General features: G+C 42.4%; 15 protein-coding genes. All 15 read right to left on the reverse strand.

Features of this window, described 5'->3' with window-relative positions:
* Positions 1-34 precede the first annotated feature (34 nt).
* The 15 genes from IE337_RS06390 to IE337_RS06460 all read right to left on the reverse strand — a co-directional run bounded on the left by IE337_RS06390 (position 35) and on the right by IE337_RS06460 (position 14775).
* Complete coding sequence (locus tag IE337_RS06390) at positions 35-772, reverse strand: amino acid ABC transporter ATP-binding protein (protein ID WP_279287834.1); 738 nt, start codon at positions 770-772, stop codon at positions 35-37.
* The gene (locus IE337_RS06395) at positions 772-2220 is read right to left on the reverse strand and encodes an ABC transporter substrate-binding protein/permease (protein WP_191136214.1); all 1449 of its coding nucleotides are present in this window, start codon (positions 2218-2220) and stop codon (positions 772-774) included. Before IE337_RS06395 ends, IE337_RS06390 begins: the two co-directional genes overlap by 1 nt.
* A 130-nt stretch (positions 2221-2350) precedes the next feature.
* Positions 2351-2815, reverse strand: a complete 465-nt coding sequence (gene smpB, locus IE337_RS06400) for an SsrA-binding protein SmpB (protein WP_057746961.1) — start codon at positions 2813-2815, stop codon at positions 2351-2353.
* Between the two features lie 24 nt (positions 2816-2839).
* Positions 2840-5182 (reverse strand): ribonuclease R, encoded by a 2343-nt coding sequence (rnr, locus tag IE337_RS06405; RefSeq protein ID WP_191136215.1) that lies wholly within the window; start codon positions 5180-5182, stop codon positions 2840-2842.
* Between the two features lie 96 nt (positions 5183-5278).
* The gene (gene secG, locus IE337_RS06410; RefSeq protein WP_057746965.1) at positions 5279-5515 is read right to left on the reverse strand and encodes a preprotein translocase subunit SecG; all 237 of its coding nucleotides are present in this window, start codon (positions 5513-5515) and stop codon (positions 5279-5281) included.
* A gap of 158 nt (positions 5516-5673) precedes the next feature.
* Positions 5674-7008 carry a phosphopyruvate hydratase gene (gene eno, locus IE337_RS06415; protein ID WP_072152602.1) on the reverse strand — a complete coding sequence of 445 codons (1335 nt, stop codon included), beginning with the start codon at positions 7006-7008 and terminating at the stop codon, positions 5674-5676.
* Between the two features lie 117 nt (positions 7009-7125).
* On the reverse strand, positions 7126-7902 hold the full coding sequence (tpiA, locus tag IE337_RS06420; RefSeq protein ID WP_057746968.1) for a triose-phosphate isomerase: 777 nt from the start codon (positions 7900-7902) through the stop codon (positions 7126-7128).
* Positions 7903-7993: 91 nt separating this feature from the next.
* The gene (ptsP, locus tag IE337_RS06425) at positions 7994-9727 is read right to left on the reverse strand and encodes a phosphoenolpyruvate--protein phosphotransferase (RefSeq protein WP_191136216.1); all 1734 of its coding nucleotides are present in this window, start codon (positions 9725-9727) and stop codon (positions 7994-7996) included.
* 89 nt (positions 9728-9816) lie between these two features.
* Positions 9817-10083 carry a phosphocarrier protein HPr gene (locus tag IE337_RS06430; protein WP_191136217.1) on the reverse strand — a complete coding sequence of 89 codons (267 nt, stop codon included), beginning with the start codon at positions 10081-10083 and terminating at the stop codon, positions 9817-9819.
* Between the two features lie 130 nt (positions 10084-10213).
* Positions 10214-10399, reverse strand: a complete 186-nt coding sequence (locus IE337_RS06435; RefSeq protein ID WP_057746975.1) for a hypothetical protein — start codon at positions 10397-10399, stop codon at positions 10214-10216.
* 3 nt (positions 10400-10402) lie between these two features.
* Complete coding sequence (trxB, locus tag IE337_RS06440) at positions 10403-11341, reverse strand: thioredoxin-disulfide reductase (RefSeq protein WP_191136880.1); 939 nt, start codon at positions 11339-11341, stop codon at positions 10403-10405.
* 162 nt (positions 11342-11503) lie between these two features.
* On the reverse strand, positions 11504-12379 hold the full coding sequence (galU, locus tag IE337_RS06445; protein WP_191136218.1) for a UTP--glucose-1-phosphate uridylyltransferase GalU: 876 nt from the start codon (positions 12377-12379) through the stop codon (positions 11504-11506).
* Positions 12380-12385: 6 nt separating this feature from the next.
* Complete coding sequence (locus IE337_RS06450) at positions 12386-13402, reverse strand: NAD(P)H-dependent glycerol-3-phosphate dehydrogenase (protein ID WP_191136219.1); 1017 nt, start codon at positions 13400-13402, stop codon at positions 12386-12388.
* Positions 13403-13414: 12 nt separating this feature from the next.
* Positions 13415-14374, reverse strand: coding sequence for an HPr(Ser) kinase/phosphatase (hprK, locus tag IE337_RS06455; protein ID WP_057746982.1), 960 nt, complete (start codon positions 14372-14374; stop codon positions 13415-13417).
* Between the two features lie 29 nt (positions 14375-14403).
* A complete protein-coding gene (locus IE337_RS06460) occupies positions 14404-14775 on the reverse strand; it encodes a phage holin family protein (RefSeq protein ID WP_057746984.1) in 372 nt (123 codons plus the stop codon).
* Between the last annotated feature and the right edge of the window lie 90 nt (positions 14776-14865).

Here is a 14865-nt window from a genome sequence, read left to right on the forward strand (position 1 = left end):
CCTACATATTGTAGCATTACCTTTTTTAAAAACCTTAAGCATTTAGAATTTTGTTCAAGAAATCTTGTGTCCGTGGATTCTGTGGATGCTCGAAAACGTCCTCAGGCGTTCCTTGTTCTTGAATCTTACCATCAGCAAAGAAGACAACGCGGTCAGCAACTTGCTTGGCAAAACCCATTTCATGGGTGACGACAACCATTGTCATCCCCTCTTTTGCCAAATCCTTCATCACTTGTAAAACGTCCCCAACCATTTCAGGATCAAGCGCCGACGTTGGCTCATCAAACAACATAATCTTGGGGTTCATTTCTAACGCACGCGCAATCGCCACACGTTGTTCTTGTCCTCCAGATAAGGTCGTTGGTTTCACATCGGCTTTATCACGTAGACCAACTTGGTCTAACAATGCTAAACCTTTTTCATCAGCTTCTGCCTGTGACAACTTTCCCAACTGAACTGGGGCTAATGTCATATTTTCCAATACCGTTAAATGTGGAAAAAGATTAAAGTGTTGGAAAACCATGCCGATTGTTTCACGCGTCTTATCGATGTTGGTTTTCTTGTCACTGATATCCCAACCGTTGATAACGATTTTACCACTGTCGGCGGGTTCAAGGTGATTCAAAGTTCGGAGGAAAGTTGACTTACCAGACCCTGATGGCCCAATCATCACAACAACTTCGCCTTCTTGCACTTGTAAATCAATGCCTTTTAAGACTTCATTTTTTCCATAGCTCTTATGCACATCTGTTACGTCAACAATGGCTGTCATTACTTAATCCTCTTTTCAATCCAATTTGATAACCAAGTTAATAGCGTGATTACAATTAAGTACATTGCTCCGATAATCAACCAAACACGGAAACCTTGTAGATTACGTGCAATAATAAGGGTTCCCGTTTGCGTCAATTCGACAATTCCAATGGCTGAAAGGATTGATGTATCCTTCAACGTAATAATGAATTGGTTAATGAAACTTGGAATCGTTAAACGAATTCCTTGTGGCATCACGACCTTACGCATTGCTTTCCCGTATGGCAAACCTAATGAACGTGCAGCTTCTAGTTGCCCCTTGTCAACTGATAAGAAGCCACCCTTAACGAATGATCCGATATAAGCTCCTTCGTTTAAGATTAAGGTAATCAATCCAGCAGTAAAGGCTGGAATCTTTTGGCCCGTCAAGTTCGGCAAACCAATGTAGATAAAGAAAGCTAGGACCAACATAGGTAGTCCACGGAATAGATAGATGATTGTCGTTGATAGTCCACGTAGCAACTTGCTTGGCATAACCCCCAAGACACCCAAGAAGAGTCCCCATACAGCGGCTAGTAGGATTCCAAAGACCGTCAACTCAATCGTCTTAATCAAACCATCACGTAAGGCTGATTTATTATCCTTGATGATATTCCAGATCGTTGGCTTCTCGTTCTTAGCGGCATTAGCCTTATAGTTGTATGCACCCTTACCAACATAATGGCTAACAATCTTGTCATATTCACCTGACTTAACAATTTTGGCATAGCCATCGTCAAAGCTCTTTAAGAGCTTAGCATTTTGACCCTTCTTAACACCAAAACCATAGCCGCCTGCATTGGCAGGCTTAGTAATCACCTTCAAAGCGGTCCCTTGCTTGATCGCATATCCCATCACCGGTTGATCTTCGAAACAGGCAACGGTATTACCAACAGTCACATCGTTATACATGGTATTAGAATCATTAAAGAATGAGAGTTTGAAATCATACTTCTTTTGAATACTTTGGGCGTATTGTGCACCTGCAGTTCCGGTTTTAACCGCAACCTTCTTGCCTTTTAAATCATCTAAAGACTTAATTGATTTATTCTTACCATCGACGGCCACAACCACACCTGTCTTATAGTACGGTGTACTAAAGTCAAATGATTGCTTACGCTCAGGGGTAATTGACATACCAGCTAAGAGCCCATCGACTTGCCCTGCTTGGACAGCTTGTACGCCAGCGTTAAAACTCATTGGCTTTAACGTATAGGTAAAGCCCTCTTCTTTTGAGATGGCCTTTAACATATCCATATCGATTCCTCGGTAACTCCCATTTTGCGTCTGGAATTCGAATGGTGGATAAGTGGTATCCGTTGCAATTGTATAGTTTGGTTTCGCATCAGCTGAAATACTGTGCGGTACCGCAACCAAACCAAGTAGCATGATACCGGTCGCGACCAAACCCTTTAGCCATTTATTCATGACATTTCCTCCTGAGATAAGTGTTCTACACATTTCCTGTCTAGCATACACCGCAAAAAAAACTTTGCGCGAAATTATGTTAACTTTCCTGACATACAAAAAACCACACGCGCACGTGTGGTTTTTTGGTTTAACGTTTTAATGCCCTTTGTAAGTCGCGTTCTTGGTCACGACGCTTCAAGGTCTCACGTTTATCATAATTATGTTTACCGGTCGCGACGCCAATCAAAACTTTGGCAAATCCGCGTTTAATATACACTTTCAACGGAATAATCGTCTTCCCTTTTTGTGAAACTTCAGCTTCCAGCTGTCGAATCTGCTGTTTATGCAGCAATAACCGGCGTGAACGTAAGGGTTCATGATTAAACTGATTCCCTTGTTCAAACGGACTAATATTCACGTTATCCAACCAAGCTTGACCATTTCGAATTTGCACGAATCCATCGGCAATCGTAATGCGACCAGCTCGAATTGACTTGATTTCAGTTCCGGTCAATTCAAGCCCTGCTTCCATCGTTTCGCCAATATTATAATCATGACGGGCTTTACGATTGGTTGCTAGAGCATCATTGACAACTTTTTTCTTTTTGGGCATGTTGGTCCCTCCAATTAATCAAACTTATTTATGTTGACCCTTTTGTGCTGAACCATTTTGACGTGGCTTAGGCGCACGGTGATCTTTAGGCTTACCAGCCTGTTTGTTCTTGTCACCTTGACGACCACGGCCTTGTTGACCTGGCTTTTTGTGGTTACCACCCTTACCACCAAATGAACCACGGCGATCATCGGCGACCTTAATATCCGTAATCGGCGCAGCATCAGGATCCACTAGAATAAAGTCCAAAGCACTTTGTTCCGTATCAACGCGAATCAACTTCACACGAACGGGTTGCCCAATTTGGTAGATGTGGTGGAATCGACGACCAATTAGGGCCATATGTGATTCATCATAGGCATAGTAATCATCCGTTAAGTTTGACGTATGAATCAAACCTTCAACGGTGTTTTCAAGTGACACGAACATCCCAAACTTCAAGACGCCATTGACGACAGCATCGAATTCTTGACCGACCTTGTCTTCCATGTATTGCGCCTTCTTCATGGCATCCGTATCACGCTCAGTATCAACGGCACGACGTTCGCGAACAGATGTATCTTCAGCAATCACGGGCAATTGTTCACGATACTTCGTCTGCGCATCAGAGCCAAAGCCAGCCTGCTCATACCACTTAATTAAACGGTGAACTGTCAAATCCGGGTAACGACGAATTGGTGACGTGAAGTGCGTGTAGTAATCCGCGCCAATTCCAAAGTGTCCGAGTGGTTGATCAGAATACTTGGCTTGTTGCATTGAACGCAACATCATTGTTGAAACCATTTGTTCTTCAGGCTTGCCGACAAAGTATTGGTGAATATTTTGCAAGTCAGCGGGCTTAACATGGTTTGGGTCTGCCTTAACTGGGCAACCTAAAGCTTTCACAAAGTCAAAGAATTTCTCAACACGTTCACTATCTGGCGCTTCGTGAATACGATACAAGAATGGTACCTTGGCCAAATCATAGTGCATGGCAACCGTTTCATTAGCAGCCAACATAAATGACTCAATCATGCGTTCAGAGGTACCACGTTCACGAAGTTCAATATCCACCGGCTTCCCTTGTGGATCCACAATCACTTTCGCTTCTGGCGCATCGAACTCAATTGCCCCACGTTGCTTACGTTTTTCAGCTAAAGCATTGTGCAATTGTTGCATATCTTCAAACATTGGCACTAATTCACGATAGTTTTCACGAGCTTCTTTATCACCAGCCAAAATATCGTTCACACCAATATAAGTCATGCGGGCATGTGAACGCATCACGGACTTATGCAAACGATGGTTCACCAAAGTACCATCTGGCGTAAATTCCATTTCAGCTGACATCGCCAAACGGTCAACACCCTCGTTCAATGATGCAATTCCGTTTGAGATGTTACGGGGCAACATTGGAATCACGCGATCAGTCAAATAAACTGATGTACCGCGCTTATAAGCTTCCTTATCTAGCGGAGAACCTTCAGGAACATAATGTGAAACGTCAGCAATATGGACCCCTAGATGGAAATTACCGTTATCCATGCGCCAAACAGTCACGGCATCATCCAAGTCCTTTGACTCGATTGAGTCAATCGTAACAAGTGGTTGATCCGTGATATCTTCACGATCTTCACGTTCCTCATCCAAAACGTGATCAGGAATTGCTTCAGCTTGTTCCATCACATCATCAGGGAAGACATGCGGTACGTCGTGGTTATAGACAATTTGCATGATATCAACGCCGGGGGCATCTTTATAACCAATTTTTTGGACAACCGTTCCAGTCATCTGTTTAGGTGCATCAATTGTTGGATAGGCATCAATCGTCGCAACAACGACTTCGCCATCAGAAGCAGCCATACCACCTTCTTTAATTAAGAATTCGTATGTTGCAAATTTCTTATCCGTTAAAGTAATTTGACCAATATAACCAGCATACTCAGATCCTAGTTTAAATTCACCCACCATTCGTTCACGTGAACGGTGCATAATTTCAACAACTTGTACTTCTGGGCCACGGTTGCCATCACCTTTGTTCAACAACTTAACGCGGACTTGATCACCTTGTAAAGCTAACATGGTGTTATCCGGGTTAACAAAGATGTCATCAGCATTATCGTCATAACGAATAAACCCAAATCCACGTTCATTCGCACGGAATTCACCAATCACACCTTCTTTTTCCGCATTATATTGGAAGGCACCGTCGTCATTCACTTTAATCTTTTCATCGCGTTCAAGCGCTGCTAATGCTTGAACGACTTTCGTAAAGGCATTATCACCTGGCAAGTGCAAGCCATCGACCAGCGTTTGGGCGGGAAAGGCTTGCGCAGGGTTCGCCTTTAAAAAACCATATAACTGGTCTTGTAAATTATTTTCTGCCATTAAAACTCTCTCTTTTCTATGTTCCGTATTAATTTGTCTCTATTCGAAGAAAGACCTCCCGCATAAAAAATCACGAGAGGTCTTTTCATAAATGGTCTAATGTGCTGATAGGTAGACAAGCGCCAAACCTAAGATAAACCAAATTGCACCCAAAATCGCAGTAAGCCGTTGCATCACAGCTTCAAATCCACGTGCCTTTTGCGTTGCAAATAAATCACCTGCGCCACCAGAAAGTGCTGATAAAGCATCTTGTTGCTTTGATGGTTGCATTAGTACGGCAACAATCAATAAAAAGCCAACAACAATCATTGCAATCAACAAAATATTATACATACTTGGCGCCTCCATTTTTCTAAATACTCATTAATTTCGATTAAATATACTTACCTAGGATAGCATATATACAGTGATAACTCAACTAACCACTCAGACATAAAAAAAGAGTTCAGCATGTCACCATGCTAAACTCTTTAATTTAATTAAATTTGAAATTAACCAACGTAGTTAGTAATTGCTTCGCGGGCAGCCTTATCAATGTTGTAGAAGCTGTTGATTCCCTTGAATTGTGCAACGTTTTCACCCAACAAGTCTTCGATGCGCATCAATTGGTTGTACTTAGCAATACGGTCAGTACGTGACAATGATCCAGTCTTGATTTGTCCGGCGTTAGTTGCAACAACTAAGTCAGAGATAGTCGTGTCTTCAGTTTCACCTGAACGGTGTGAAACGATGGCAGTGTATCCAGCTTCCTTAGCCATTTCGATGGCGTCCATAGTCTCAGTCAAAGTACCGATTTGGTTAACCTTGATCAAGATTGAGTTAGCAGCACCCATCTCAATACCCTTTTGTAGGTATTGTGTGTTTGTAACGAAGAAGTCGTCACCAACGATTTGAACACGGTTTCCAAGACGGTTTGTCAACTTAACCCATGCATCCCATTCGTTTTCATCCAAAGGATCTTCAACAGAGATGATTGGGTACTTGTTGATCAAAGCTTCCAAGTAATCGATGAATTCGTCAGTTGTGTATTCCTTCTTGTCAGGTTCCCCTGCCAATACGTATACACCACGATCTGCATCGTAGAATTCTGAAGAAGCAACGTCAAAGGCAATGGCAATATCCTTACCAGGCTTGTAACCGGCCTTTTCAATGGCCTTCAACAAGAATTCGAATGGTTCTGCGTTTGACTTAAAGTCAGGGGCAAATCCACCTTCATCACCAACAGCAGTTGAGTGACCAGCAGCCTTCAACAAAGCTTGCAAGGCGTGGAAAGTTTCTGAACCCATACGAACAGCTTCAGCAATTGACTTAGCACCAACAGGCATGATCATGAATTCTTGGAAGTCAACATCGTTGCTTGCGTGAGCACCACCATTGATAACGTTCATCATTGGTGTTGGCAAAACCTTAGCATTGAATCCACCCAAGTAGTTGTACAATGGTGTTTCCAATTCATCAGCAGCAGCACGGGCAGCGGCAATTGAAACACCCAAGATAGCGTTGGCTCCCAACTTACCCTTGTTTTCAGTACCGTCCAAAGCGATCATTGTTTGATCCAAGGCAACTTGATCAGTAACTTCCAAGCCAACAAGCTTTTCAGCGATCTTAGTGTTAACGTTGTCAACAGCCTTCAAAGTTCCCTTACCACCGAAACGGTTCTTGTCACCGTCACGCAATTCAACAGCTTCGTGTTCACCAGTTGAAGCACCAGATGGCACGATTCCACGACCGAATCCACCTAATTCAGTATAAACCTCAACTTCAACAGTAGGATTTCCACGTGAATCCAACACTTCGCGTGCATAAATATCAGTAATTGCAGACATTGTTGTTCTCCTTGTTCTTTACGAAAGATTTTAGAACCTAACGAGGTCCTTTACATGTTTAATTGTAACATATATCACGAACTATGAGCACGCTTTTAACATCGATGTGCGTGAATTTTATTTTAACTTCTGAGCTTGATGGGCTAACTTCACTAATTCCGCGAAATTATCAGGGTCCAGAGCTGAATTCCCCACCAAAACACCATCTATATCGGTCTGGCGCATAATTTCATAAACATTTTCAGGTTTAACCGAACCACCATATAAAATGCGTAGATTTTCAGCAATTTCGGCATTGAACATATCAGATACGGTTTCACGAATCATGTATAAATCTTTTTGCGCGAGGTCTGCATTCATCGCCATTCCGCTACCAATCGCTTGCGTCGGTTCATAGGCCAAAACGACTTGCGCCATTTGATCGTTAGTGACCCCTTTCAAGGCTTCAATTACTTGATTAACAATCCAATGCATATGCGCATTTGGCGACACAACCTGAATTGATTCGTCTAAGGCAATAATCGGACTCAAATGATTTTTTAAAGCCGCTAAAGCCTTTAGGTTGACCATTTCGTCCGTTTCACGGAAATAGTGTCGGCGTTCAGAATGCCCAATAATCACGTATTGAACCCCTAGACTCGCCACCACTTTAGGACTCGTTTCACCAGTATAAGCGCCTTCTTCTTTCCAGTAGACGTTTTCAGCACCGATTTCAATATGTGTGCCTTCAGCTGCATCTACCATTGTTTGGAGTAAGACATCTTGGCCTGCTAAAATAGGCTCAACATCTGGATATGCTTGCACCACAGCAGCTACGTCTTTTATATACGCTCGCGCTTCATCAGGTAATTTATTCATTTTCCAATTAGCCATTACGATTGGTCGGCGTCCCATAGCTTCACCTCTTTTTTATAGTACCCCCATTATACCATTGATTATGTAGATACAAAAAAACAGTTAAGTCGCAACTTAACTGTTTTTTGGTTTATTTAATTTCTGGAACATTGGCCTTAACTAAGGCAACAACATCTTCGCTTGTATCAGCTTCAATGGCTTGTTCAGCTAACGTTTGTAACTTAGAAGCATCTAGTTGACGCATCAAAGAACGCGTTGGTAACACTGATGTGGCCGACATTGAAAATTCATCGAGGCCCATCCCCATCAAAATTGGTACAGCAATTGGGTCGCCAGCCATTTCGCCACACATCGCCGCAACCTTACCATATTTATGAGCAGCTTTAATGACGCTGTCCACAAGTCGTAAAATTGATGGATTGTATGGTTGATACAAATAAGAAACTTTATCATTTCCACGATCAGCTGCCATTGTGTAACCAATGAGATCGTTAGTTCCAATTGAGAAGAAGTCAACTTCCTGAGCAAACTTGTCTGCTAAGACCGCCGCTGCTGGAACTTCAATCATAATACCAAGCTTGATATTATCACTAACTGCAACACCCTCAGCAACCAACTTCGCCTTCTCTTCATTGAAGATATCACGAGCAGCTCTGAATTCAGGCAACGTCGCAACCATTGGGAACATAATCCACAAATTTCCAAAAGCTGAAGCACGAATTAAAGCTCTGAGTTGCGTCCGGAAAATATCAGACCGTCCCAATGACAAGCGGATGGCACGATATCCCAAAAACGGATTTTCTTCTTCCGGTAATGGCAAATATGGTAACTTTTTATCCCCACCAATATCCATCGTTCGGATAGTCACATTCTCATCAGGGCCCACCCCTTCTAAGACTGACTTATAAGCTTCAAATTGCGCTTCTTCATCTGGTAATTCTTGTGAGTCCATATAAAGGAACTCAGTCCGATAAAGTCCAATCCCTTCAGCACCGTTTTCTAAGACACCCGTCAAATCTTTTGGTGTTCCAATATTGGCTGCTAAAGTAAAGTGTTGTCCATCAGCAGATAAAGTCTTTTGATCCTTTAATTTTGCCCACTCAACCTTCTGCTCAGCATAAGCATCCGCTTTGGCTTGATATTCAGCTACCGTTTGCTCAGTTGGGGCTTGAATCACAACGCCATCCATACCATCAAGAACTAACGTATCACCTTCATTAATTGAATCAGTCGCTACTTCTGTTCCGACAACCGCTGGAATCTCAAGCGTTCGCGCCATGATGGCTGCGTGTGCTGTTCGGCCACCAACGTCCGTCACAAAGCCTTTAACATAACGACGATCAAGTTGCGCAGTATCAGACGGTGTCATATCATGCGCAACAATAATCACTTCTTCGTCAATTAGGGCTGGATTTGGCAAACGCTTGTCCAACAAGTGACTCAAAATACGCTTTGTTACGTCACGAATATCGGCTGCACGTTCAGCCATATAAGCATTACTGTCAGCCATTCCTTCAAATAATGCAATATACATATCCGCAACTTGTTGCAAAGCCGCTTCGGCATTAATTGCGTCTGATTCTATGGCTTGTTCAATGCCCCCAGTAAATTCAGGATCTTCAAGCACCATAATATGTGCTGTGAAAACCTCGGCCGCTTCATTTCCCATTGATGCTGCTGCTTTATCACGGATTTTCTCTAAATCTGCCTTTGATGCCAAAAAAGCCGCCTCTAAGCGACTTTTTTCGACTTGAACATCATCGATTGTTCGCTTATCAAAAGACAAATCCGGAGTAATCAGCTTGTAAGCTTTTGCGATAGCAACCCCATTTGAAGCTGCAATTCCATTGATTTGTTTTGCCATAGCTGTTCGTTCCCCTCGAAGTTCAACTTATTTGTATTAAGTTTTATTGCTAACTCACACTTCCCCAATTATATTGCCGGTTCGAAAAATTACTTTGTCAAACCTTCTGATGCCATTGTTTCTACAATTGCATCGATAGCTGCACTAGCATCATCACCGTCAGCAGTAATGGTAACATCGGCACCTTGACCAACACCAAGTGACATCACACCCATGATTGACTTCAAATTAACTTCCTTACCTTGGTATGAAAGTGTAATGTTTGAAGAAAACTTTGAGGCAGTTTGTACCAACAAAGTTGCTGGACGTGCATGAATACCTGCTTCTGCTACGATCTTAAAGTCGCGTGATTCCATGATTAAATCTCCTTATATGTCTGTCATTTTATCGTGTTTTCACATGGTGGCTAAATGCAACACCATGCCTTTTCTACACTTGTTATTTTATCAGCTTCCATGTAAGTTGGCAAGCGCTTACATAGAAATCCTATTCTTGATTTTCAGGGCGTTTACGATAGGTCACTTGCCCTTTCCGACCAGCTTCACCAACAATCGCACTTTGATATGGATAATTTCGCCATACTTCAAAGAATTCTGGAAAATGCTCTGCTTCTAAGATGTACTCAGACAGTTCTCCGGTCCGTAAATCTTCCAAGATTTGATTGTAGTCCATGGTCTACTCAACTCCATCTTTCAGCGTTTCGTTATAAGCATAAGCATTTTGTCCTGCAATAGCGGCATCCCCAACCGCCGTTGTAATCTGGCGGAGCTGCTTTTGACGAACATCACCAATCGCAAAAATACCTGGTTGGGTCGTTTCCATCTGATCATTCGTCAAAATCCAGCCTTGATCATCCGTGATACCTAGTCCGTCAACTGAATCAGAAACTGGCAAAAGTCCGATATAGATAAAGGTAGCCGCTGTTGCGAAGTCTCGAACCTCATCAGTAACATTATTTTTAAGGGTCACAGAGGTCACTTTTGTACCATCACCATTAATAGATTGCACTTCGGTATTCCAAATAAAATCAATATTATCCGCATCAAAAGCACGCTTTTGCAAAATAGGTTGTGCTTTAAGCGTGTCGCCTCGATGAACGACTGTCACATGATCGACAATTCCAGCTAAATACGTTGCTTCTTCAATAGCTGAGTCACCACCACCAACGACAACAACCTCTTGTCCCTTAAAGAAAGCCCCATCACAAACGGCACAATATGAAACACCTCGACCGGCATAGTCTAATTCACCAGGCACGCCCAGTTTTTTGTATTCAGATCCCGTTGCGACAATAACTGAATTTGCTTGGTAATCATTCATATCTGTGACCACATGCCATGTATTATCGGCATTGGTTTCAATATGCTTTACGGTTCCAAACTGATATTCGGCACCAAATTGCGTTGAAGAAGCATACATCTTTTCAGATAAATCAGCTCCCATGATTGAGTTGTATCCAGGATAATTCTCAACCTCAGCTGTATTATTCATTTGACCACCGTAAATACCACGATCTAACATCACAACCGATAAGTTGGCACGTGAGGCATACGTTGCAGCCGTCATTCCACCAGGACCGGCCCCAATAATTACTACATCAAATTTTTCAGTCATCATGCTTCCTCCTTGTGCTTTTCCTTATGCTATTCTACCCGTTTCTTTACTGAATTACTATGCAAAATCAGGCGTCTAAAGAAACCAATCCACTTACTTATTGTAAGACAATCGACGTTTTTTGTAAACAAAAAGGCACCCACGGTGCCTTTTGAATGATACTTAATCTAATGTTTTGGCAAGTTCCTTGATATATGCTTTAAGGGCTTCCCCAGTTTGCGGGTGCTTCAACCCAAATTCAACGTTTGTCGTCAAGAAACCAATCTTAGACCCAATGTCATAACGACGACCCTTGAATTCATGCGCATCAACTTGTTGGCGCTTGTTCAGACTGTCGATGGCATCTGTAAGTTGTACTTCGCCACCCTTTCCAGGTTCTGTACTTTCAAGTTCTTCGAAGATTTCTGGCGTCAAAAGATAACGGCCAATAATCGCCAAATCAGAAGGAGCATCCTCTGGTTGTGGCTTTTCAACAAAGTTTGAAACGCGATACAATCCATCAGATAATTCTTCTTCAGGATTGATGACACCATAAGATGAAACTTCATCATGTGGTACATCCATAACGGCCAAAGTTGAGTCACCGGTTGCTTCATAGCGATCAATTAATTGCTTGGTCAACGGTACTTCATCTTGCATCAAGTCGTCACCTAGCATAACCACAAATGGTTCATCACCAATGAAGGCCTTACCAGTTAGGACAGCATCGCCAAGTCCACGTGGGTGTGATTGACGAATAAAGTAAAGATTGATATCAGTTGTTTCTTCTACCATCTTCAATAATTCAGTCTTACCTTTTTCACGTAAATTATTTTCAAGTTCAGGATTTGAATCAAAATGATCTTCAATTAAACGCTTTGATTTACCATCGACAATTAGAATTTCTTCAATTCCAGAAGCCAAAGCCTCTTCAATAATAAATTGAATTGTTGGCTTATCAACAATAGGCAACATTTCTTTAGCCAACGCCTTCGTTGCTGGTAAGAATCGAGTTCCTAACCCTGCTGCAGGGATAATCGCTTTTTTGACAGGTTTCATTAGTTTTTACTTTCCTTCCTCTTTCACCGGTCGACTCATCAGATTTTGAATCGCCTGATTGACATCTAATCCTTCATATAAGACCTTATAAATTGAATCTGTTATTGGCATTATAACATGCTTGGCTTGTGAAAGTTCATACGCCACTTTTGCCGTTGAGATACCTTCAATCACCATTCCCATATTCTCAACAATCTCGGGTAAGGTTTTGCCCATCCCTAATTGTTGACCTGCTCTAAAATTACGCGAATGTACTGATGTAGCTGTGACAAATAAATCACCAACACCTGATAAGCCCATAAACGTTACGGGGTTAGCCCCAAAGGCTTGCCCTAAGCGGGTAATTTCTGCTAAACCACGTGTGAACAAAGCTGCCTTAGCATTCGAGTCATAACCAAGACCATCTAATGCGCCAGCTCCAATGGCAATAACATTTTTCAAGGCAGCCCCGACTTCAGCGCCAATCATATCAGAACCAGTGTACACACGAAAATGTGTGTTCGTGAATACGTCTTGTACAGTTTCAGCTACCGCTAAGTTCTCGCTCACAGCCGTCACTAATGTTGGATCATGCTTAACAACCCCTTCGGCATGTGATGGTCCTTCAATTACGGCCACACCACTTCGATATTGTTCTGGTACTTCTTCGGCTAGCATTTCTGAAACGCGCTTAAACGTCACAGGTTCTAACCCTTTAGTTGCACCCACCAAGATGATTTTTTGATCACCTAGTTCCTTCAAGACATCTGCTAGTTTGGCAGCAACTTCACGCGTTGCTTTGGTTGGAACCACACTAACCACAATTTCGGCACCAGTCACTGCATCAAGCATATCCGCAGTTGCAACAACGCCTGGATTAATTGGGTTATCGCCAAGATAATCCGGATTAAGATGATTTGTATTTATGAATTCTGCTTGGGCTGGTTTATGCGTCCAAAGGGCTACTGTGTGGCCGTTTTCAGCGACAACTGTGGCCAATGCCGTTCCCCATGAACCCGCACCCAAGATAGCTATTTTTGTCATGCTCTTTCGCTCCTACGCTTGTGGCTCAGCTGAATCATCTGAGTGCACAGAGTTTTCTTCAATTAATTGATTCAAATTATTATTGAATGTTTCAGTGGCATCAAATCCCATCTTCTTAGCACGGAAATTCTTAGCCGCTGTCTCAATCAAGACCGCCAGATTACGTCCAGTTTGTACGGGAACGACTAGGCGTGGCAAATCAACCCCTTGAATGCGGGTGATATCTTCACCATTGCCCAAACGATCAACATCTTGATCATCTTTCCACTTTGCTAAGTGGAGATTAAACGCAATTGTTGCATGGGAACGCACGGCACCGGCACCAAATAAATTCAATACGTCAATAATACCAATACCACGAATCTCCATCAAGTTTCGCAAAATTGCCGGTGGTTCACCCACCAGCCGTTCTTCATCTTGCGCATAGACATCAACACGATCATCAGCGATTAATCGGTGACCGCGTTGAACTAATTCAAGCGCCGTTTCAGATTTACCAACCCCAGAGTCTCCAGTAATGAGTACACCCAGACCGTAAATATCGACTAACACACCATGCACTGATTGACGTTCAGCCAATTTACCACTCAAGAAATAAGTCATATTTGACAAAATTTTTGAAGATGTTAACTCAGTGGCTAAAACAGGAATATGTGTTTCAGCAGCCACATCCATAAATTCTTGTGGTAATTCTAAGCCAGTTGACACGACAAAGGCTGGCGTTTCTGGTCGCATCATCTTGCGGGCAACCATCATCAACTCATCATGTGACATACGCTTGGCAAATGACGTTTCAGTAATACCCATTAGCTGAATCCGTTCTGCTGCATAATAGTTGAAATATCCGGTCATTTCTAAGCCCGGACGTGAAATATCCTCGGTCTTAATGATGCGTTGGAGATACTCTTCTCCTGTAACAACACGAAGATGTGTATTACTCAATAAATCTTTTACGGTTATGCTTTTAGCCATGTCTATTTCCCCATTTATGCATTCTATCGTTACTCACGATTCAAAAAACTAGAAATAATTAGATTTACAATCGACATAATGATTGAGATCAAAAGCGCCCATCCAAATCCGTAAAAGTGAAAGTCACTCCCAATCATACTGGCAGTTAACCATAAGACCGCTGCATTTACCACAAAGCCAAAAAGACCGAAGGTTAGTAATGTAAGCGGTAAAGCCAACAGCTGTAAAATTGGTCGGATTAGTGCGTTCAAACACCCCAAGAGCAAAGATGCTAATAAGGCGGTCCAAACGGACTTAACGTAAATGCCTTGTGGCAATAGCCCCGCTAATGCCAAAAAGGTAATTGTGTTTATGATGAGCCGTTGAAAAAAACCAAGCTGGCGCACAGTATAAACTTTCATGCGTTTTCCTCCACTTTAATTCCTATTATAACAAGATTTAGAGTATTAGCCAAAATATCTTTATGTACACAAAAAACGCCGATCAATGAT

Source organism: Weissella viridescens, assembly GCF_014789145.1.
GTDB classification, from domain to species: Bacteria; Bacillota; Bacilli; order Lactobacillales; family Lactobacillaceae; genus Weissella; species Weissella viridescens.